The 22,721-nt window shown below is 31.8% G+C and carries 19 protein-coding genes; 7 read left to right on the top strand and 12 right to left on the bottom strand.

Annotation, left to right across the window (positions count from 1 at the left end; all coding sequences use genetic code 11):
- Nucleotides 1–18: 18 nt before the first annotated feature.
- The 6 genes from RT99_RS19745 to RT99_RS19720 form a co-directional block, all read right to left on the bottom strand.
- Nucleotides 19–648 (bottom strand): DsbA family oxidoreductase, encoded by a 630-nt coding sequence (locus tag RT99_RS19745; protein WP_042566472.1) that lies wholly within the window; start codon nt 646–648, stop codon nt 19–21.
- 403 nt (nt 649–1,051) lie between these two features.
- Nucleotides 1,052–2,170 carry a DNA polymerase III subunit beta gene (gene dnaN, locus RT99_RS19740; protein WP_042566471.1) on the bottom strand — a complete coding sequence of 373 codons (1,119 nt, stop codon included), beginning with the start codon at nt 2,168–2,170 and terminating at the stop codon, nt 1,052–1,054.
- A gap of 107 nt (nt 2,171–2,277) precedes the next feature.
- A complete protein-coding gene (gene gldG, locus RT99_RS19735; RefSeq protein WP_042566470.1) occupies nt 2,278–3,963 on the bottom strand; it encodes a gliding motility-associated ABC transporter substrate-binding protein GldG in 1,686 nt (561 codons plus the stop codon).
- Nucleotides 3,963–4,688, bottom strand: coding sequence for a gliding motility-associated ABC transporter permease subunit GldF (gene gldF, locus RT99_RS19730; RefSeq protein WP_042566469.1), 726 nt, complete (start codon nt 4,686–4,688; stop codon nt 3,963–3,965). Before gldF ends, gldG begins: the two co-directional genes overlap by 1 nt.
- Nucleotides 4,689–4,916: 228 nt before the next feature.
- On the bottom strand, nt 4,917–5,213 hold the full coding sequence (locus RT99_RS19725) for a putative quinol monooxygenase (protein ID WP_042566468.1): 297 nt from the start codon (nt 5,211–5,213) through the stop codon (nt 4,917–4,919).
- 355 nt (nt 5,214–5,568) lie between these two features.
- Nucleotides 5,569–6,396 carry an S-adenosyl-l-methionine hydroxide adenosyltransferase family protein gene (locus RT99_RS19720; RefSeq protein ID WP_042566467.1) on the bottom strand — a complete coding sequence of 276 codons (828 nt, stop codon included), beginning with the start codon at nt 6,394–6,396 and terminating at the stop codon, nt 5,569–5,571.
- A gap of 183 nt (nt 6,397–6,579) precedes the next feature.
- Between RT99_RS19720 and RT99_RS19715 the strand changes: the two genes are divergently transcribed.
- From RT99_RS19715 to RT99_RS19690, 6 genes are all read left to right on the top strand, one after another.
- Nucleotides 6,580–7,530: a PhoH family protein gene (locus tag RT99_RS19715; protein WP_042566466.1), complete on the top strand. Its 951-nt coding sequence runs from the start codon at nt 6,580–6,582 to the stop codon at nt 7,528–7,530.
- 224 nt (nt 7,531–7,754) lie between these two features.
- On the top strand, nt 7,755–8,117 hold the full coding sequence (locus tag RT99_RS19710; protein ID WP_042566465.1) for a DUF1801 domain-containing protein: 363 nt from the start codon (nt 7,755–7,757) through the stop codon (nt 8,115–8,117).
- A gap of 138 nt (nt 8,118–8,255) precedes the next feature.
- Nucleotides 8,256–9,089 carry a Cof-type HAD-IIB family hydrolase gene (locus RT99_RS19705; protein WP_042566464.1) on the top strand — a complete coding sequence of 278 codons (834 nt, stop codon included), beginning with the start codon at nt 8,256–8,258 and terminating at the stop codon, nt 9,087–9,089.
- A gap of 117 nt (nt 9,090–9,206) precedes the next feature.
- Nucleotides 9,207–9,794, top strand: coding sequence for a hypothetical protein (locus RT99_RS19700; RefSeq protein ID WP_042566463.1), 588 nt, complete (start codon nt 9,207–9,209; stop codon nt 9,792–9,794).
- 176 nt (nt 9,795–9,970) lie between these two features.
- Nucleotides 9,971–10,927 (top strand): phosphoribosylaminoimidazolesuccinocarboxamide synthase, encoded by a 957-nt coding sequence (locus RT99_RS19695; RefSeq protein ID WP_042566462.1) that lies wholly within the window; start codon nt 9,971–9,973, stop codon nt 10,925–10,927.
- 680 nt (nt 10,928–11,607) lie between these two features.
- The gene (locus RT99_RS19690; protein WP_042566461.1) at nt 11,608–11,988 is read left to right on the top strand and encodes an ankyrin repeat domain-containing protein; all 381 of its coding nucleotides are present in this window, start codon (nt 11,608–11,610) and stop codon (nt 11,986–11,988) included.
- Between the two features lie 367 nt (nt 11,989–12,355).
- Here RT99_RS19690 and RT99_RS19685 read toward each other — a convergent pair whose 3' ends face one another.
- From RT99_RS19685 to RT99_RS19660, 6 genes are all read right to left on the bottom strand, one after another.
- A complete protein-coding gene (locus RT99_RS19685; protein ID WP_042566460.1) occupies nt 12,356–15,454 on the bottom strand; it encodes an efflux RND transporter permease subunit in 3,099 nt (1,032 codons plus the stop codon).
- Between the two features lie 3 nt (nt 15,455–15,457).
- Entirely contained in the window at nt 15,458–16,543 is a 1,086-nt protein-coding gene (locus tag RT99_RS19680; RefSeq protein ID WP_042566459.1) for an efflux RND transporter periplasmic adaptor subunit, read from the bottom strand.
- Between the two features lie 11 nt (nt 16,544–16,554).
- The gene (locus RT99_RS19675) at nt 16,555–17,802 is read right to left on the bottom strand and encodes a TolC family protein (RefSeq protein WP_042566458.1); all 1,248 of its coding nucleotides are present in this window, start codon (nt 17,800–17,802) and stop codon (nt 16,555–16,557) included.
- Nucleotides 17,803–17,894: 92 nt separating this feature from the next.
- The gene (locus tag RT99_RS19670) at nt 17,895–19,259 is read right to left on the bottom strand and encodes a HAMP domain-containing sensor histidine kinase (RefSeq protein ID WP_042566457.1); all 1,365 of its coding nucleotides are present in this window, start codon (nt 19,257–19,259) and stop codon (nt 17,895–17,897) included.
- A complete protein-coding gene (locus RT99_RS19665) occupies nt 19,256–19,936 on the bottom strand; it encodes a response regulator transcription factor (protein WP_042566456.1) in 681 nt (226 codons plus the stop codon). Before RT99_RS19665 ends, RT99_RS19670 begins: the two co-directional genes overlap by 4 nt.
- 60 nt (nt 19,937–19,996) lie before the next feature.
- Entirely contained in the window at nt 19,997–21,085 is a 1,089-nt protein-coding gene (locus RT99_RS19660; RefSeq protein WP_042566455.1) for a M42 family metallopeptidase, read from the bottom strand.
- 81 nt (nt 21,086–21,166) lie between these two features.
- Here RT99_RS19660 and RT99_RS19655 point away from each other — a divergent pair, with 81 nt between their 5' ends.
- Nucleotides 21,167–21,847, top strand: a complete 681-nt coding sequence (locus tag RT99_RS19655) for a DUF4294 domain-containing protein (protein WP_042566454.1) — start codon at nt 21,167–21,169, stop codon at nt 21,845–21,847.
- The last annotated feature ends 874 nt before the right edge of the window (nt 21,848–22,721 follow it).

The raw sequence follows: 22,721 nt of genomic DNA, 5'->3' as shown, positions 1-22,721 counted from the left end.
GTTAATCTAAAATCAAAATTATTTCTGTACTTCTCTGATAGTATTTACAAAAGCTTCAACAGGCTGTGCTCCGGAAACAGCATATTTTCTGTCAAAAACAAAAAAAGGAACTCCTTGAACGCCAATTTCCTGAGCTTCTCTAATATCGCTTTTTACGTCGTTTAGATAAAGGTTTTCATTTTCTATAATTTCTTGTACTTCTTTTGAATCTAAACCGGCTTTAGAGCCTAATTCAACTAATGTCTGCGCATCATTTAGATCTTTTCCATCAGTAAAATAAGCTTTAAAGAAAATCTCTTCCATTTCATCGCCTAAATTTTTGGTTTTTGCCAAATGTATAATGCGATGTGCAGTAAGTGAATTGGAAATAATTGCCTTATCAAAATGATAATCCAAACCAACGCTTTTTGCGCGTTCTACAACACCTTTGTGCATTTCTATTGATTGCTCAATAGAGATACCTTTTCTTTCAGCAAGAAACGTGTAAACGTCTTTTCCTGACTGTGGCGTAATAGTTGGGTCAAGTTGAAAACTTTTCCATTCAATTTCAAATTCTCCATCTGGAAATTCAGCTAAAGCTGTTTCCAGTTGTCTTTTTCCGATATAACAAAACGGACACATGATGTCCGACCAAATTTCTATTTTCATAAATACAAAGTTAAGGAAAAAATTTGTTTCAGGTTTTTGTTTGTTTCAGGTTTCAGGTTGAAATGAGGGTAGAGCAACTTTGTCATTTTACCGCAAAGGCGCAAGGTTTTTTAGATTTACTTTGTCCGTAAAAACGCAAAGTTCGCAAAGCTTGTGTTATTAGCTTTGCGAACTTTGCGAAAAACTTTGCGTCTTTGCGGTAAAAATCTGCGAAACATCTTATCACATTTCAACTTGAAACTTGAAACAAAAAGTCCCCAAAATAAAAAACCGCAACTCTTTTGAAAAAATTGCGGTTTCTAGGTATAAAAAATGGTTGGTTAATAGCGATGTTTTTTTTTACAATGATATGTCTTTAATTTGAAACTAAAAAAAATCCCTGTAACAAAAAGAAGTTTTGATGTTAACTATTTAACATTACAGGCATTACCAACATGGTAACGGTTTCTCCTTCTTCTAAGCCATCAACTGGAGTTAAAATTCCAGCTCTGTTAGGCAATGACATCTCTAACATAATCATGTCTGATTGTAAGTTGGTTAACATTTCAGTTAAAAAACGTGAATTGAAACCAATTTGAAGGTCGTCTCCCTGATAATCACAAGTCAATCTTTCTTCGGCTTTGTTAGAGTAATCTATATCTTCTGCAGAAACATTAAGTTCAGCTCCGGCAATTTTTAAACGAATTTGGTGTGTTGTTTTGTTTGAGAAAATCGCAACACGACGAACAGAACTTAAAAATAAAGAACGGTCGATCATTAATTTATTTGGATTTTCTTTAGGAATTACCGCTTCGTAATTTGGGTATTTTCCATCAATTAAACGACACATTAAAATATAATTGTCAAATGAGAAAGTCGCATTTGAGTCGTTGTATTCAATTTTTACTTCAGCGTCAGAAGATCCTAAAATACTTTTTAAAATATTCAAAGGTTTTTTAGGCATAATAAAATCTGCAACCTGAGATGCTTTTACATCTGTACGTGCATATTTAACTAATTTATGAGCATCTGTTGCTACAAAAGTCAAACCTTCTGGTGAGAACTGGAAGAAAACTCCGGACATTACCGGACGTAAATCATCATTTCCGGCAGCAAAAATAGTCTTGCTTACTGCAGTTGCCAAAACATCAGCAGGAACAAGTGTTACAGATGGATCTTCAAGATTTACAGCTTTTGGAAACTCTTCTCCGGCTGCGTATGCCAATGCATATTTTCCTGAGTTAGAGCTAATTTCAACTGTATTGTTGTCTTCAACTGTAAAAGTTAAAGGTTGTTCCGGGAACGTTTTTAAAATTTCAAGCAAAAGTTTGGCAGGTACAGCAACGCTTCCTTTACTTTTAGAATCGATAGATAATGTAGCAGACATTGTAGTTTCAAGATCTGAAGCTGAAACTGTCAACGCATCATTGTCTAGTTCAAATAAAAAGTTATCTAAAATAGGCAACGTATTGTTACTGTTAATTACACTACCTAAAACTTGTAATTGTTTTAATAAGTACGAACTCGATACTATAAATTTCATGTCTTTTGTTTTATTTTTTTGCTCTTTTCTTTAGTTTTTCTTCAACTAAGATAGGTTTTACAAATATATCGTAAACAATCTTAGTTTCGTAATTTTTTTATTAACATCTATTTGCTGTATTTTCTTTTTCTGATGTAAGTAAATACAAGCCCGAATACCAATAAAATTACAATTGGAAGTCCGATAGTTATGAATTGTGTTATGCTGTAATTTTCGTAAACTTTTTCTTTATCCAATAATGGCAGTTCAACATCCTTGCTTCTAATGTTAATAAGTCCTGTGTCATCCAGCAAATAATTGATACAATTCATAATAAAATCTTTGTTGTCATACAGGTTTCCTGTACGCTGATCGTAACCTAATTCAACCGGCTCCCTGTTTTTGTCCAATTGATTTCGGGCCAAATCGCCATCTGCAATTACAATCATTTTATTTGGTTTCCCTTTTTCAATAAAATCATTTTCCTTAAAAGGTAAAACACGATTCTCAAAAGCTGAATGGAAATTTCCTTCTAACAAAACCGAAAGAGGTAAGTTTCCTTTGTTTAAATATTCTTCCGGAGACGTTTTTTCGGTTACAATATTCAAATTTATTTCTGCCGGAGTTCCGATAACTTTTGAATATTGAGACGATTGCAGTAAAACTGTTTTTTTGATTCCGTTTTTTAAAGTATCTATAGGATTTGCAAAATCAAATTTAATTCCGCCCAGGTTTTTTACAATTGGATGTTTGCTTGTTGGATATACCTGCGGAGCAAATTTCCATGTAAAATCCTGATATTGAGTTGCGCTTCCTTGTTCTCCGGTTGCCAGTTTTATTGGACTTCCTTGTTCGTCTTTTACCAAATCAGGATTAATTCTAAAGCCGTATTTAAAGAACATATCGTTCAAATTCAAATCTCTTGGGTAAGCCAGAGTTGCACCGGATTGATTGTAAAGACTATCCATATCGGCTGCAACCTGATCAATTAACCATAAAGTTTTTCCACCGTTCATGATAAATTGATCTAAAACCTGTTTTTCTTCATCAGAGAAACTTTCAGTTGGTTTTGAGATAATAGCTAAATCATACTTTTTTAAAGCTTCTAAACTTCCGGTTGGATTTTTAGCAACAGAATCTAATGTAAAAGGTCCGATGTAATAGCTTTCGCGAATTTGCATCAGCATCTTGGCAATATGAATTTCGTTTATTTCACCGTTTCCTTTTATAATGGCAACTTTCTTTTGTTTGGCTTTTGTAATTTTATTAATAGCATCTGCAATCGAATATTCTAAATGTTGAATTGATCCAATTACTTTTTGTGTTGTCGAAGCGCCCATTATGTTTTTTAGTAATGGAATATTAACTTCTTTATTATCATAAACGGCAATTGCCCACGGAAAAACCATTGCCTGTGATTGTTTACCTTTGTCGTCAACAGTAATATTTATTGGCGTAAGACCTTTTTGGTAAAGTGATTTTACGACTTCCATGCTTTCGTCTTCGTTTTCCATAGGATTTACAAATTCGAAAACAATATTACCGTTGTAAGCCTGAAACTCTTCTAATAATTGTTTGGTTTCCTGTTGTAAACGTCTAAAATCTGCAGGTAAATCGCCCTGCATATAAATTTTGATTGATAGCGGATTTTTAACCTGTTTTACAATTTGTAAAGAGGTTTCAGATAAAGTATATCGTTTGTCTTTTGTCAAATCAAATCGGTGGAAAAATAAACTTCCTAATACATTTAAAACGATTAGAACGAAAACTGTAATACCTAATGCTTTGATATTTTGTTGATTGGATGCTTTCATTAGGCTTTAAATGATTTTAATTGATAAACAGTAAAAGACAAAAATAATACTGTGATGCTTAAAAAATAAATAACATCTCGTGTATCAATAACGCCCCGGCTCATACTTTTAAAATGATCCTGCATACCAAAATCGACAATAATATTGCTGAAACCAGGAATTAATGTTGCTAAACCTTCAAAACCAAAATAAAAAAGAAAACATAAAAAAACGGCAATGATAAAAGCAACTATTTGATTTTCGGATAGGGTAGAAGTGAAAATTCCGATAGCAGAATAAGCAGCTATTAAAAACAATAATCCGAAATAAGAACCAATTGTACTGCCCATGTCAATATTTCCTTCGGGTAAACCTAAATTAGAAATTACTTTTACATATATAAATGTTGGAATAATGGCCAAAACAATCAGAAATAATGAACCTAAAAATTTTCCGTTTACGATTTCCCAAATTGACAATGGTTTGGTTAAAAGTAATTCAAGAGTTCCTTGTTTTTTTTCGTCAGAGAAACTTCTCATCGTTACGGCCGGAATCAGGAAAATTAAAATCCACGGCGTTAAAGTAAAAAACGGAGTCAGATCTGCATAACCGGTATTCAGTATATTGTAATCTCCTTCAAAAACCCATAAAAATAGTCCGTTGCTAATTAAGAATATAGCAATAACCAAATAGCCAATAGGAGAGCCAAAAAAAGATTTTATTTCTCTTAAAATGATTGATTTCATATGTTTTGTTTCAAGTTTTTCTTGTTTCAGGTTTTAAGTTGCTTTACTTTGAACTTTACGTTTCTAAACCTTTTATATTTTAATTATTTATATTGTTTCAAGTTTCAGGTTTCAAGTTCCAGCTTTGCTAACTTTTTGTTTTCTAAACCTTTAAATATTTTCTTTGCGTTCTTTGCGGTTAAATTGTTCCAATTTTCAAATCCAGTATATAACTTGAAACCTGAAACTTTAAACTAAAGAAACAATTTTATCAACACTCCACGCTTCCGGTTTTGCATTGAATAGTTTTTTTGTAAAACTCCAAACGGAATTAAAAAGTTCAGATTGTCTGTAATTTTCTAAATCTGCTTCGGTTTCCCAATAACTATAGGTAAAAAATATACATTTATCATTTTTGTCCTGATACAGTTCTAAAAAACGATTTCCTTCTGCATTTCGTATTTTATATTTCACAGTTTCAAAATTTTCCAGAAAATCAGGAATTTTTTCTTCGTGAAAGCTCATTTTTACTATTCGAACAAACATATAATGATTTTAAGATTGCTGATATTAGATTTTAGATTGAAAAAATCTAATAAGCGGGCAAAAATACCAATTTTGATTGTTCTTTTTATGAAAAAATAAAATATTATAAATACATATTTTTTTTGGATTCTAATGTCTTATCGTATTTCAAATATAGCCCACGGTTTCAACCGTGGGGACACAATGCCTATCATTATGCATTCCCACGGTTGAAACCGTGTGCTATGTTTATAATGCAATAAATAATCTCTTCATTAGTATGATGAAATGAGAATGAATATCAGTGTAAATCTATTCAATCCACAAAATCTGTATTCCATTTAATCTAAAATCTGAACTCTAAAATCAAAAATCCCTACAAGAACTGAATTGTAATCACATCACGATAATTCAACCCTAACAAACTATTTGCAGAACCCACTTTTGAAGGATTGCTTCTAAAAATGGCAATTTCAAGAAATCCGGCTTCATTAAAAATAGCCAGTTTTTCGCCTTCGTAGGTTTTTATTGGATATTTATCAGATGTTGCAATTGCAGAATAATTTGGTAAAATAGTTTTGATGTTTTTGGTATTCATGACAATTTCGTACGGGCGACCACGTGAAATTTCTAAAAATTGTTTTTTCGAAATATTTGTAATTACGTTTCCAAAATGATCGATATAAATTACATATCCTTTTATTGAATTTCCATCACCGGCAACAACTGCCTGTAATTCTGTAACCTCTTTAATAGCCGTAATTTCTTTGCCAATAACATTTAATAATCCGCCTTTTGCAATATGACAGGCTACCTGGATAAAAATATCCAAATCGGTAGATTCTGCGGGGAAACGATCATGAATATTAATGGCAACAATTTTCTCGGGAACAATTTTCTGCGTAAGCATGCTTAAAATTCCATTATCGGCACAAATAAAGTAATGGTCGTTCCATTGCATGGCGATATGCTGGTTCTCTTTATTGCGCTCAATGTCAACACCAATAAGGTGTACAGTTCCTTTTGGGAAACTTAAATAAGATGCTCCAATAATGTAGCTTGCTTCGGCAGTATTAAACGGATCTATATCATGAGAAATGTCAATTATTTGAGCCTCTGAATATTCAGATAAAATCTTACCCTTTAGCGAACCAACAAAGTGGTCTTTTAAGCCGTAATCAGTAGTAAGGGTAATTATTGACATAATTTTGTTTATAACTATTGGTAGTTTTTAAATCTAATTTTCATTAAATTTGAGATATGCAAATCTAGTAATACTAAATGCAAATTGAAAGAAACAAAAGACAATTTGCATTTAAAGATATAAACAACCCGACAGCAATAGATTTACAAAAACAAATTTATTTTTAATTTAAAACTACCTCATTTGAACGAAAGAATAATCGAGCTCATAGACATCGCTCCAAAAGACTTTTGGGGCGCTCAGGACACTCATCTTGAAATAATTAAAAAGTATTACCCAAAGCTTAAAATCGTTGCGAGAGGTACTACTTTGAAAGCATTTGGCGAAAAAGAAGTTTTAGATGAATTCGAGAAAAGGTTTCAAAGACTAATGCTTCATTTTACGAGATACAATAACATTGACGATAATGTTATCGAACGTGTCATTATGAGTGATGGTCAGGATGAAAGAAAATCATATGATCATGACAAAATTTTAGTGCACGGTGTTGGCGGTAAAATAATTAAAGCCATGACGCCCAACCAGCAATTACTGGTAGATACCATTAAAAAAAATGATATGGTATTTGCAGTTGGTCCCGCTGGAACAGGAAAAACGTATACAGGTGTGGCAATGGCTGTTAAAGCACTTAAAGAGAAAGAAGTAAAAAGGATCATATTAACGCGTCCGGCGGTAGAAGCAGGAGAAAATCTTGGTTTTTTACCCGGCGATATGAAAGAAAAACTAGATCCGTACATGCAGCCTCTCTATGATGCTTTGCGCGATATGCTGCCAAATGAAAAGCTCGAAGATTACATTTTAAAAGGAATTATTCAGATTGCACCATTAGCATTTATGCGTGGGCGCACACTTGATAATGCTTTTGTAATTCTTGACGAGGCGCAAAATACAACCCATTCACAAATGAAAATGTTTTTGACCCGTATGGGAAAAAATGCAAAATTCATGATTACGGGTGATCCAGGACAGGTCGATTTACCACGCAGAACTATTTCTGGTTTGAAAGAAGCTATTTTGGTTTTAAAAGACGTTGACGGAATTGGTATTATTTATCTCGATGATAAAGATATCGTACGCCACAGATTAGTGAAAAAGGTAATCGATGCTTATAAACAAATTGAAAATCACGATTAATACTAAATTTAAATATTTGATTTAATCGTAACTGTTTTTTTGATGTTTTAGTATTCGTTTTATGCATTTTTTTTAAAAATGCATAAAACGAATATTTTTTTTTAAGTAAAACTTTACAAGTTAAGTTAAAATTACTTATAAATTAATTTTTTTTAAATAAATAATGATTCTTCCTTTATAAATTTGCAGGTACTTTTTAGCACAATAAAAAAAGTTATGCGCCGATGAATCAGCTAGATGAATTTTATTTAAACCAGGAAGAACCTGTAAAAGGAACACTAATTGCGTTGCGGGATATTATTTTAAGAAGAGACCAAAATATTACTAATGTAATAAAATATGGTATGCCATTTTTTTACTATAAAGGTAAAATGTTTTGCTATTTATGGATAGATAAAAAACGCAAGAAACCTTATATTGGAATAGTAGAAGGATCTTATTTTAATGAATCTTTTTTAGTTCAGGATAAACGTTCTCGAATGAAAATTATGCTGGTCGATTCTAATGAAGATCTGCCATTAGACAGAATCGAAATTATTTTACAAAAAGCCCTTAACTTATATAATTCAGGAGCTGTAAGGATTTAAAATAGGATAATATAATTATTTAACCAAATAGTTAAATAAATAATAAACTTGCCCGTCTTTGGGCTTTTATGCTTGGTAATCTTTGCTCAACTGTTGTTAAAATCGTAGATTTGTATATCATAAATACTTGATTTTAATATGACTTGTAAACTTAAGAATATAAAAGTTGTTGTAAGTGACTTAGACGGAACCTTACTCAACACACAGCACAGAATATCAGATTACACTAAATCAATTTTTCAGGAGCTTCACAATCAAAATTATCTTATAGTTGTAGCCACAGGACGTCACCATCTTGACGCAATGGCTATTATTGAAAAACTGGAAGTACCGGTTTATTTGGTAAGTTCAAACGGAGCGAGAATTCATTCTCCGGAAAAAGAAGAATTATTCTCTTTTAATTTAGACAGCGATGTTGTAAAAGCTGCTCTAAATGTTGAAATTGATCCCGAAATTACAGTTGTTTTATTTAAAGAAAATGTTTGGCAAACAAACAAAGTAAGTGAAAAATTAAATGCTTTTCAGGAAAAATTAAACTACCGCCCTGAATTGGTCGACTATAAAAAACTAGAAGACTTTGGCGCCATTAAAATTTTCTTTTCCTGCGACAACCATGAAAAATTAGTAAAATTAAAAGATGATATTTTAGCTAATTCTTCTGAGCATTTGCATCACGCATTCAGCTTACCAACTTGTTTAGAATTTATGGATAAATCTATAGATAAGGCAGTTGCAATTGAAACGGTATTAGAAAAAGAAGGTTTTACATTAGAACAGGTTGTTTCTTTTGGTGATGGTTTTAATGATGTTCAAATGTTATCAGCGTCAGGAAAAGGTTTAATTATGGGGAACGCTCCGGCATTATTAAAAGAAACTTTGCCGGAATTAGAAGTTATAAAAACCAATGCCGAAGATGGCGTTGCAAGATATATTTCATCTAAAATACTAAATAAAGAATTTGTAATTGATTAATATTTAAATAATTAACCAATTGATGTATTGCCCATTGATACTAAATTTTTAATTTTATAGAAACTTATCTGATTTTTAGATAAGTTTTTTTTTGATATAAATTTAATCTGCAATACCATGAAAAATTTTTTACTTCAGGTTCAAAGAAATTGTATCTCAGGAATTATTCTTTTATTGCCATTGGTTGTGTTTTTTATGATCCTCGAGAAAGTATGGGGATTTTTTAGAAAGTACGGAGACAAATTTGCTCACTTTTTGAATATCGATAAAGTCTTAGGTACAATTGGGAGCGACATTATTGGTGGAATATTTTTAATTCTATTGATTTATTTCAGTGGTTATCTAATGCAATTTTCTTTCTTAAAAAAAATCGCAGACTGGATTGATGATAAATTAATGTTTTTTTTGCCGGGTTATGAAAAAAATAAAAAGCTGGCAGAAGAAAAACTGATTAAAAAAGTAAATAATCCAAATACAAATTTGCCTGTTTTATTGAAGTTTGACGCCTATTGGCAGCCTGCTTATTTAATTGAAGAAAATACAGAGGGCAATGCTGTGGTTTTTGTACCAACAGCTCCCGCAAAAGATCAGGGACAAATTTATATTGTAAGCACTGCTGATATAAAACGACTGCCTGATACAACTTTGGGAAATTTTGATGCTTCAGTAAAAACATTAGGCAAGGGAATATTGAGTTTCAAATAGTTTCTTTTTGTATTATAAATAGCAGATAATTAATACGTTTATTGGAATATTATTTTTTTGAAAAGATTATAATTTATAAAATATCACATTTCTTGATGATCTCTGTCTTTTCATTGTGTAACTCTGTGAAATAGTTTTAAATTTGCATTCATAAAACAAAACACAACTTAAGGATAATGAGCAATACAATCACAACTACAAATTTTAATTTCCCAAATCAAAAATCAGTTTATCGAGGAAAAGTTAGAGAAGTTTACAATATTAATGATGAACTTTTGGTAATGGTGGCAACGGACAGACTTTCGGCTTTTGATGTGGTTTTACCAAAAGGAATTCCGTACAAGGGGCAAATTTTGAATCAGATTGCTACAAGATTCATGGAGTTAACAGAAGATATTGTACCAAACTGGTTGATTGCAACACCAGATCCTAATGTTGCTGTAGGGCATTTATGTGAGCCTTTTAAAGTAGAAATGGTAATTCGTGGATATGTTTCTGGTCATGCTGCCCGTGAATATGCAGCAGGAAGAAGACAGATTTGCGGAGTAACTATGGCCGAAGGTTTAAAAGAAAATGATAAATTTCCTGAACCAATTATTACACCAACTACAAAGGCAGATAATGGTTCTCACGACGAAGATATTTCTCGTGAAGACATTTTAGCAAAAGGAATTGTTTCTGAAGAAGATTATATTGTTTTAGAAAAATACACACGTGATTTGTTTCAAAGAGGAACTGAAATTGCTGCAAGCCGTGGTTTAATTTTAGTTGATACTAAATACGAATTTGGAAAAACAAAAGACGGTGTAATTGTTTTAATTGATGAAATTCATACTCCAGACTCTTCTCGTTATTTTTATGCTGATGGATATCAGGAAAGACAGGAAAAAGGAGAGGAGCAAAAACAATTATCTAAAGAGTTTGTTCGTCGCTGGTTGATTGAAAATGGTTTCCAGGGTCAGGAAGGACAACAAATTCCAGAAATGACAGATACTTATATAGAATCTGTTTCTGAAAGATATATTGAATTATACGAGAATATTTTAGGAGAAAAATTTGTTAAGGCAAACATTGACAATATCGATGAGCGAATTGAAAAAAACGTCGTAGAATATCTCGCTTCTAAAAAATAGTTATTTTATCTTGTCTTATAGAAATTATCTGTAATGCAAGCTTGAGAATATTTAGCCACAGATTACATGATTAATTTGATTTTAATAATCTTTTGATCATGTAATCTGTGGCTTTTTGTTTTGTCTCTAAATCTTCAATTGTCTTTCACACTTTTTATGATTTTTTTCCTTTTTATGAAGTGTGTTTTAAGTTAAAATACAGATTTAAAAACTCGCACAAATTCAATTTATTGAAAATAATGTTAAAGAAACGCATTGAAATCAGATGTATTTTCTTTCTTTTTAGCTTTTCTTTAAAATTGACGTATTTAGATTGTTAATTTATATTTTACTCGCTATTTATTTAGTTTTTATTTAATTCTCGAGCTTTTTTTGCACTTCCTTTTGAACTAACGTTAAAAAGATAGAGGATTGTTTGTTCGTTTTCTGAATATTTCACGAATTATTTTTCAGAAAATATTCAATTAAGTGTAACATTTTTACTTTTGCAGCGTCTATTATATGGAAACGTCAATTAAACGCTCTTGTCATTATTAGTTTATTAATTAAACGTTAAGAATTAGTTAAAACAAAGTACCTTGCAATGCAATATACTGGAATTTAATTTACATTTGTATAGAATTTAACAACAACCCATTATCAATCAAATATTTATCAATCAATTTAACACACAAATCATTATGAAAAATTCAGTTATTTATTTAGGACTAGCTTTAGTTGCATTTGCAAATGTTTCAATGGCTTCAAATCAACAAGTAGTAGTAAAACAACCAGTTGAAGTTTCAGCTTGGGATGCAACTCCACTAAACGTTGCTGTTAGTAAAGGTGACATCGAAGTAGTTAAAAAATTTATTGAATATGGTGCTAACGTTAATGAAAAGTCAGACGATATGTCTCCTTTAATGACAGCTGCACGTTATAACAAAGTTGAAATTATTAAAGTTTTATTAGCTAGCGGCGCTCGTCCTGGTGACAAAAATGAAAAAGGATATACAGCTTTAAAATATGCACAATTATCAAATGCAACAGATGCAATCGCTCTTTTGAAAGATTTGAAATAAGAGTTTAAAAAAAAGTTTGAGTTAGTATACAAAAAAGATCTTCTTTGAGCAGAGGGTCTTTTTTTTTGTGGTAATTTGAAATTGATTATTATCGAGTAGTTATTTACCGCAGAGTTCACAAAGATTGTACTTCCTATTAGACAGAAAGTTCGCAAAGCTTAATCAATACAAAGCTTTGCGAACTTTGTGTTTTTTATAAAAGGCTAATAGTAAAAAATCTTTGTGAACTCTGCGGCAAAATTCATTTTTTTGATCTTAAAAAAGCCTTAAAGCTTAAAATCAAAAAAGCACCATTAATAATAATGATGCTTTTCTTTTTTAAAACCAAGTCAAATTAATCAAACCAAATTAATTTATTTTTAAAACACTATTCAATAGGAACGTGCTTTTTTCGATTGAATACCCAAAATATAATTGGGAACACTAATAATGTTAAAATTGTTGCAGTAATTAATCCTCCAATAATTACAATTGCCAATGGTTTTTGTGATTCAGAACCAATTCCTGTTGAAATTGCAGCCGGCATTAAACCTATTGAGGCCATAAGTGCCGTCATGACTACAGCTCTTGTTCTGGCTTTTACTCCCATAAAAATAGATTCTTCGAGAGATAGTTTTGCTTTTAGATTATGGTGGAATTCAGAAATTAGAATTACACCGTTTTGAATACAAATCCCTAGTAAGGCAATGAAACCAACACCGGCAGAGATTCCAAAATTCATTCCTGTAAGATGCAAAGCCATGATTCCCCCGATAATTGCAAACGGAACATTCGCCAAAACAAGTAATGAATCCTTAATATTTCCGAACAAAATAAACAACAAAACAAAAATCCCGATTAAACTGATAGGAACTACCTGAGCCAAACGCGCACTGGCACGAACCTGATTTTCAAATTCTCCTGTCCAGCCTACAGTATAGCCATTTGGAAGTTTCATTTTTGCCACTTTTGCCTGAGCTTCTGCAATTGTGCTTCCTAAATCACGATCACGAACAGAAAATTTAACTCCAATAAAACGTTTGGTATTATCTCTGTAAATAAAAGCGGGACCAGTAACGGTTTTTAGATCGCAAATTTCTTTCAATGGAATTTTGATTCCGCTAATTGTTGGAACTTTCAATTCAGCAATGTCATTTTCATCTTTACGGTATTCTTTAGAAAAACGAACCCTTACATCAAATTTCTTTTCATCTTCATATTTTTGAGTGGCTGTTTTTCCTCCAAATGCAAGTTCCAGAACAGCCTGAGCATCACTTAAAGTTACTCCATAAGCGGCCATTTTATCTCTGTCAAGAATTACACTGATTTCCGGTTGTCCAACGTTTCTTAAAATTCCGGCATCTTTAATACCCGGAATATCTTTTATTTGAGCTAAAACTTCATTTGATAATTCATCAAGTTTGTCAAGATCATCACCATATATTTTTACTGCATTTGAGGCTTTAAAACCAGCAACAGATTCAGCAACATTATCAATAACAGGCTGCGAATAATTATAAGTAATTCCCTGATGAACTTTTAATTTTTGATCCATTTCATTAATCAAATCATCCATCGTAATTTTTCGCGTCCATTCTGATTTGGGTTTCAAATCAACCTGAAGCTGGATAAATCCAAAACCATTGGGGTCAGTTCCGTCATTACTTCTTCCGGTTTGAGATAAAACATTTTTTACTTCAGGAAAAGTTTCCAGATCTTTTCTAATCATTGCGGCTGTTTCTACACTTTGCGGCAAAGAAGTACTCATCGGTAATTCGGCCGTTACCCATAAAGCGCCTTCGTTTAATTGAGGTAAAAATTCAGTTCCTAAAAACGTAGCCGAAAAGAAAACAGTTACTAAAATGGCTGTCGAAGCGATTAAAGTTTTTACTTTATGCTTAAATGTCCAGGCAAAACTTTTACTTACTATTCGATCCCAGAAATTAACAAAAGGATTGTTTTTTTCTTTTACATTTTTATTTAAAAGTAAATGTGATAAAACCGGAACTAATGTTAAAGTAAAAAGCAATGCGCCCATTAAAGCAAAACCTAAAGTATAAGCCAACGGAGAGAACATTTTTCCTTCCACTTTCTGGAATGAGAAAATTGGGAGTAAAGCAGTTATAATGATTAATTTAGAAAAGAAAATAGCTTTCCCCATTTCTGCTCCCGTTTTTTTAATCAAACTGCCTTTTGCAATTTTATTGTATGCCGTCATTCCTAATTGATGTGCACGGTGGTCCAATACCACAAATAATCCTTCGACCATTACCACCGCACCATCAATAATAATTCCGAAATCGACTGCACCTAAACTCAACAAATTGGCACTCATTCCCATCATTTTCAGGCACAAAAAGGCAAACAATAACGATAACGGAATAACTATAGAAACTGTAAAAGTTGTTCTCCAATCTGCCATAAAAAGAAACACGACACAGGTTACAAGAATAATACCTTCAAATAAGTTATGCATTACTGTTTCTGTCGTGAAATTCATCAAATTATCACGGTCATAAAAAGTTTCTATTTTAATGTCTTTTGGAAGAACATTGTCATTCAAATCCTTTATTTTGGCTTTAATCAATGCCAATGTTTCCTGCGGATTCTCACCTTTACGCATTACAACAATTCCTTCAACGGCATCGTCATTTTTGCCTAAACCGGTTTGTCCAACTCTCGGCATTGAACTTTCATAAACAGAAGCTAAGTTTTTTACTAAAATCGGATTTCCGTTGGCATCATCTACAATAATATTTTCAATATCCTGAATCGATTTTAAAAGCCCGACACCGCGTACAACAAATGCCTGTCCGTTCTTTTCGATAATATCTCCACCAACATTTAAGTTTCCTGCATTAACAGCATTATAAACCTGCAGCGGCGTAATGTTGTATTTTGCTAATTTTATTGGATCAACACCAACTTCATAAGTTTTAGTCTGACCTCCAAAAACATTTAAATCGGCAACACCAGGAACAGAACGAAGCTGTTTATCAATAACCCAGTTTTGATAAGTTAATAATTCTCTACTGTCTCGACTGTCACTTTTTACAATATATCTGAAAATTTCACCGGTTGGTCCATAAGGTGGCTGAACATCTGGTTCTACATCATCTGGTAACGAGACATTTTTTAATAAGTTGTTTACCTGCAAGCGTGCAAAGGTATCATCGACACCATCATCAAAAATAATTTTAATAACAGATAAACCAAACATGGTAATACTACGAACACTGGTCTTTTTTTGTACCGAGTTCATAGAGATTTCTATAGGAGAAGTAACAAAACGTTCTACCTCTTCAGCACTTTTTCCATTCCATTGTGTAATGATAATAATTTGAGTATTCGTTACATCCGGAAAAGCATCGATTGGCATATTTTTGAAAGAAATAAATCCTGCAACAGCCAGTAATCCTACCCAAAAGAAGGTGAATGCTTTATTCTTAAGCGAAAAAGCAATAATATTTCGTATGAATTTGTTCATGTCTTATTCGTTTAAAGCGCGATAAATAAATAACTCATTGTTTGTAATAACTTTCTCGTTTTCTTTCAAACCATTCGAAATGTAAGTGACATCACCAACTACACTATAGACTTCAACTTGTCTGGTTTCAATATTATGACGATCTTTAAATACCATTACGAAATTTTTACTTTTATCAAAAACAATTGCTTTACTTGGTACTGCAATCATTGATTTTCCTTCATTATAAGATAATTTAATGTTTGCATTCATATCCGGTTTTAGCATAAAATCCGGATTTTTCAATTTTATACGTGCTTGCATAGCTTTTGTTTCAGGATCAATCACGTTAAAGATTTTATCGACTTTACCTTTAAAAACTTTATCAGGGTAACTTAAAGTTGTAACGTCAGCATCAATTCCTAATTTTACTTTATTAATATCGATTTCATTAATATTGGCTAATGCCCAAACTTCGCTAATTTCAGCTATATCAAAAATATTTTCAGAGCGGTCGTTTCTTAAAAGCATATCCTGATTGATACTTTTTTGGATGATAAATCCACTAATTGGAGCTGTAACTTCATAAATAGACCCTGCTTTAATATTATAAATTTTATAAGTTTCCTGAATCTTGCTTAATTGAGACTGCGCTTTATTTACTTCTGATTTTGCTTCAAAAACATCACTTTCAGAATTTAATTTTCCGTCGAATAATTCCTGAGCTACTTTCAACTTATTTTTGGCTACTAATAAATCGCCTTTTGCATCGATAGATTGTTTTTCAAAATCGGCAACATCAGTACTTCTAATAGTTGCCAAAACCTGACCTTTGCGAACATAATCTCCAAGTTCTACATTTACTTTGATTACATTTCCACCAACAAGGGGATAAACGTCAATCATTTTATTATTGTCAGCTGTAATTTTCCCATAAAAACTCAATTCATTTTTTACAGGCTGAGTTTGTGCCACAGCCGTTGTAGTAGTTTTTAGCATTGCATCGCTTAATGCAAAAGAGGTATTCGTTTCAGGGTTTTCAACTTCTTTTTTGCAGCTTGCAATTGATAGACTGACAAGAGCAATTCCTATAATTAGTTTATATTTCATTTTATTTAGTTTTAAAATAAGTCTTTGTTGATTGTACTATTTAATTCTTCCCCGGATAGTGCTACTCTTTTCTTTAGTTCGTTTAACTGAACAGCAGCCTGATTATAACTTTCCATGAAATCTGTAAACTCCAGTAAACTGATATTTCGTTTTTGAAAATTGGTTAAAATACCATTGTAGACAGCCTCAAAATCTGAATTTACTGTTGGTTTTATAACAATGTAGTTTTTACGGGATTCGTCCCATTTGTTCCATGCCGATGTAATTTCGGTTTGCAATTGCAAATCAAAATTTTGTTTTTCGACTTTTGATTGCTCTAAAATGGTTTGGGCATATTTGATATTTCCTTTGTTTTTGTTCCAAAGCGGCAAAGGAATTCCAAGTGTAAGATTAGCTTCTTTGTTAAAAGCACCGCTTCGTTGATCGTAAGTGGCACCAACCGTAATATCAGGAACAGAAAGTGATTTTTGCCATTTAACATTTAGTTCATTTGCTTCGATGTCTTTTTGTTTGGCCAGATAATCAGGGCGATTTACAATGGCTTCATCCTGAAAGTTTTTAAGATCAAAAGGAATTTCTTTTAGATATTTATTAAATTCTTCTTTAGAAATTTGAGGAACTATATTTTCTTGTGAGTTCAATAATAATTTCAGGTTTCCCTGTTCTTCAATATTATCATTTACAACTTCCATTCGTTCGTTTTTAAAATTTAGGTATAACGATTGCAAACGAACAAGATCTCTTAAAGGAATATTACCTTTTTGAACCTGAACAGAATAGGAGTTGATTAAATCTTCAATATGAGTTAACTGATCGTCAGTCGTTTCAAGGCTTTTTGTATTGTAATAAACGGTATAGAAACTTTTGCGTAATTGTAGTTTTAATGTCCTTAATAAATCATTAAATTGTAGCTCGGCTAATTTCTCATTAGTTTGCGCCAATTTAATTTCATTACGTTTTTTCCCACCTAAATAAATTAGCTGTTCGATACCAAATGCCTTTTGCCCTTCTTTTCCAATATCAAAATATTGATTTCTTTCAGGATTATAAGCGTTTAACTCTGCAGTAATTGTTGGATTTTCCCAAATTTTGGACTGAATTGTAAGTGCTTTTGAAGCATCAATATTGTATTGAGATGCAAGCAGGAAAAGATTGTTTTTTAGAAATTGACTTTCGCACTCTTCTAAAGTGAATGGCTTTTGTGCGAAACCTACCGGATGTATTAAAATCAATAGTAGTATTGCAAATAACTTTTTCATTGTATCGGTTTTATTTGATACAAAGATGCTATCGTGAGACTTTAAGACACCTTAAGAAAGAACTTAAAAAGAACTTAAAAATTTAAGTGAATTTAAGTTGAATGAAAAATCAACTGAAATAAGTTGGTGTTTTCAAAAGGGACATTATATATAACTTTGGCGTTATGCAGTGTTAAAATACGGTTTACAATGCGTAATCCAAGCCCAAAACCTGCAGTTCCTTTTGAGTTTTCGCCACGCATAAAAGGCTGAAAGAGATTTTTTTGTTCGTTCTCCGTTAAAGTCTTTCCAATATTAGAAATTGAAATAATAAGGTTATCGTTTTCAATACTAATTTTTACAATAGCTTGTTTGTTATCAGAGTAAACACAAGCGTTTTTTAGAACATTACTTATAGCAATTTCCAGCAGATTTTTATTTCCTTTTATTTCTAAAGCAGTATCTAGATTTTCATTTTCTTCCATTTCAAAAAGGATAACAAAATCAGGAAAGCTTTTATTTAAATTCTCAATAGCAGAAAATAAAATCTCATCCATTCTTTGAACTTCGTAATTCTCATGATTTTTATTGTCTATTTTAGACAAAATCAATAACGAATTAATTAATTCGGTTAATTGGTTCACATCAGATAAAATAGTTTTTAAAAAGCTTTTACCTTTTATAGATGTTGCCGAATCTTCAATAGTGTTTTCAATTTGCGATGTAATTCTGGACAGGGGAGTTCTAAGCTCGTGCGAAGCGTGTGCGGTAAATTCTTTTTGTTTTTGATACGATATTTCGATGCGATCCATCATGAAATTAAATTCATTTGCAATCAAATCAATTTCATTTTTATTGCTTTTAGAAGCAATACGAGTATCAAGATTATTCTCGTTTATATTTTTAATTTTTTGATGGAATATATTTAAAGGACTCATTGCCTTTTTAACCATGAATGAAGTTAATACCCAACAAATACAAGTAAAAAAGATATAAGATATAATTAAGGTGTATCGTAAAAAAAGTAATTTTCGTTTACCATAATCATCTGTTGCAGATATAAGGGCATAAAAGTCTTTGTCTTTAGTGTCATAAAAAACACCATAAACTTCATAATCGCCCTGTTGTTTAAAAAAAGTTTTATTTTTCTTTAAATATTTTAAATCATCAATAGACCAGTTAATTTTCGCATCATCAATACTGCTATAAATAAGTTTAAAGTGAGAATCAAAAACCAATGTCTTTTCATCATACAATTTATTAATGGAATTTTGATCAATCATTTTCAAAAGCTGATCGTCTACTTCTTTAACGTTTACCAGTAATTTAATATTAGAAAGTGCTTTTATTTCTAATCGATCACGGAATTCTTCTTTTCTAAAATTAGAATATAAAACAAATATCAATGTAGAAGCCAACCCAAAAAGGATTGTAAATAATAAACTTACTAAAAGTGATATCCGGTTTTTTAAAGTCATTCCTGATTGCTTAAATAATAGCCGTAGCCAATTTTGGTTCGAATCAATTTTATTTCGTGGTCTTTATCTATTTTCTTTCTTAAAAAATTAATGTAAACCTCAATCGTATTCTGATTTGTTTCTATATGATAATCCCAAAGTTTTTCGGCAATAAATTGTTTAGAAAGCACTTTTCCTTTGGCATGAGCCAAAATCAAAATAAGTTTAAACTCTTTTGGGGTTAATTTAATTTCTTCGCCAGAGCGAAAAACTTTCATGTCATCTTCGAATATTTCTAAATCTTCAATAGAAATTTTTTTCTCAACCTGTTGCGGAATCTCTTTTCTTCTTAAAAGAGATGAAATTCGGGCATATAATTCTTCAAAATGAAAAGGTTTCACCAAATAATCATCAGCTCCATTATCAAAAGAAGTCAGTTTATCTTCAATTTCACTAAAAGCAGTCAACATTATAATAGGTGTTTTTTTATCGACTTCCCGAATACCTTTACAAACATCGATCCCATTGATTCCGGGAACATTAATATCCAGAATTATTAAATCATATTCATACGGAAAATATTTTTTCAATAATAATGAACCATCATAATAAGGAATACACTCGAATCCTTTTAAAGTAAAGAATGTTGAGATTTCTTTGGATAAAGTAAAATCGTCTTCGAGTAGTAAAATTTTCATATTGTTTTTTTATTTGTCAATTCGGTCATTAATAACAGAATTGACGTTTAAAATTATTTTTTATTTGAAATAAGAAAAAGTCTCATTATTTTCAATTTTCAATAAAGATTCATAAATCAATTGAATAACATTTTCAACATCTTCCTTATGAACCATTTCTACAGTAGTATGCATATAACGTAAAGGCAGCGAAATTAAAGCCGAAGCCACACCACCATTACTGTAAGCAAAAGCATCAGTATCTGTTCCAGTGGCCCTTGAAATCGCACTGCGTTGAAACGGAATTTTATTTTCTTCGGCAGTATCTATAATTAAATCTCGCAATTTATTTTGTACAGCCGGTGCATAAGCAATAACAGGACCTCTTCCCATTTTAAGGTCGCCTTCGACCTTTTTATCGATCATAGGAGTAGTTGTGTCATGACAAACATCAGTTACAATTGCAACATTTGGTTTAATAGTTTGTGCAATCATTTCGGCACCACGCAAACCAATTTCTTCCTGAACAGAGTTTACAATATACAATCCAAAAGGTAATTTCTTTTTATTTTCATGCAATAAACGGGCAACTTCGGCAATCATAAAACCGCCCATTCTGTTATCTATAGCGCGACAAACAAATTTATTTTCGTTTAATATCATAAATTCATCAGGATATGTAATCACACAACCCACATGAACACCCATCGCTTCAACCTGTTCTTTGTTTTCACAGCCTAAATCGATAAAAATATTACTCAGTTTTGGAGTTTCTTCCTTGTCACGCAAACGAGTATGAATTGCAGGCCATCCAAAAACTCCTTTTACAATTCCTTTTTTAGTATGAATGTGAACCCTTTTAGAAGGCGCAATTTGATGATCAGAACCACCATTGCGAATTACATACAATAAGCCATCATCAGTAATATAGTTTACATACCAGGAAATTTCATCAGCATGTCCCTCAATGACTACTTTAAAAGGAGCATCAGGATTAATAACTCCCACAGCAGTACCATAAGTATCCGTAATAAAAGTATCAACGTAAGGTTTTAAATAATTCATCCAAAGTTTTTGCCCTTCACTTTCATAACCAGTAGGAGAGGCGTTATTTAGGTAACTTTCCAGAAAAGCAATAGAGGTATCTTTTAAGATAGATTTCGTACTCATAAAAATATTTTTGCGCTAATTTATAAATTTGGTATTAGAGTTGTATATAAATATATAATTTTACATTTAAATTATGACTCTATGAGATTTACCTACATTATTTTGTTTTTTATATCGGTTTCTTTTACAACTCAGGCTCAGGTTACTCCAAAAGAAAATCAGGAAATGGGATATATCCTTACCGAACAAGATTCTATCTTAAACGATACAATCGAGTTGCCAGAGATTATAATATCTAAAGAAAAGCTGGACCCCGAAGCGCAGAAACAATTTTTGATTCTTCAAAACAGAGTTTATAAAACCTATCCGTACGCAAAATTAGCATCAGATAGATTGACAGCTTTAAATAAAGGAATGGCACGTTTAAAAACAAATCGTGAGAAAAAGAAATATTTTAAAATTGTAGAAGATTACCTTAATAACGAATTTGAAGAGCGACTTAAAAAGCTCTCTAGAAAACAAGGTCAAATTTTGGTAAAATTAATTCATCGTCAAACCGGAATTACAACATATGAATTAATCCGAACTCTAAAAAGTGGTTTCAAGGCATTTGTCTCAAATACCACGGCCAATTTATTTGACATAAGTTTAAAAACAGAATATAAGCCTTATGAAGTCAATGAAGACTATTTAATAGAAACCATTCTTGTCAGAGCATTTGAATCCGGTCGATTAATAAATCAAAAACCTGCAAATCCAGTTAATTATAATGATTTGATGGAGCATTGGGAAGAAAAGGCAAAAACACTCAATAAAAAATAATATACCTATATATAGTAATAGAATTTAATTTCTACAACCCGACAGTTTTTGAAAACCTGTCGGGTTTGTTTTTTGCTACCTATTATATATAAGGAGAAACTTCTTTAATTAGATATGTATAGTTTATCCTGCTGAACTGAAGCCGAAACGCCACTGATTGGAATTTTGGAGTTTGAAGAATTTGGAATTTAGTTTTTAGAAGGAGCTATTTCCCGCTATCCACTACAATCTTTTGTGCCGAACCCCGGCACAAAAGGATTTCCGTTTCTATCGGGGCTAGGGCAGTAGTTTTCAAGAAAACATTTGGATAAAGAGAGGAAAATTCAGGAACAAAGAAGAAAACTTAGCGCCTTTGCGACTTTGCGCGAAACAAAAACCAGCCCAAACCGCACTCTTGTGACTTTTCCATCCCAATAAAAAGAAGTAAAACAAAAATCTTGGGGCCTTAGTGCCTTGGTGGCAAAACCATCCAAACTCATAAAAAACGCTACAAATTCAGAAAACCCCAATCCGATCAAAAAAACTTTGGATTGTAAAAAACGCAAAACCAGTGATTTATAAAAAAGATTGAAATTATATAAAAAAAAGGCTTGTAAATGTAAATAAAGGTGCTACTTTTGCACCCGCAACAGCGACAGACGTTCTAAGAAATACTGACAGGCATACGGATTTTGGAAAGAAAAATTTTTTCAAAAAAAGATTCAAAAAAGCTTGTGAGATTTAAAAACAGAAGTTACATTTGCACCCCGCAAAACAGGGAAAGTTCATTGACAGATTGGTAAATAAATGAAGAAAAAGGAAATTAAAATTTCTTAAAAAAAACTTCAAAAAACATTTGCCAGTTAGAAATAAGTTTTCTACTTTTGCACCCGCT

This window comes from Flavobacterium sp. MEB061, assembly GCF_000834715.1.
Lineage (GTDB): Bacteria > Bacteroidota > Bacteroidia > Flavobacteriales > Flavobacteriaceae > Flavobacterium > Flavobacterium pectinovorum.
The sequence above is the reverse complement of the archived record's forward strand: the minus strand, read 5'-3'. Positions and strand labels throughout refer to the sequence as shown.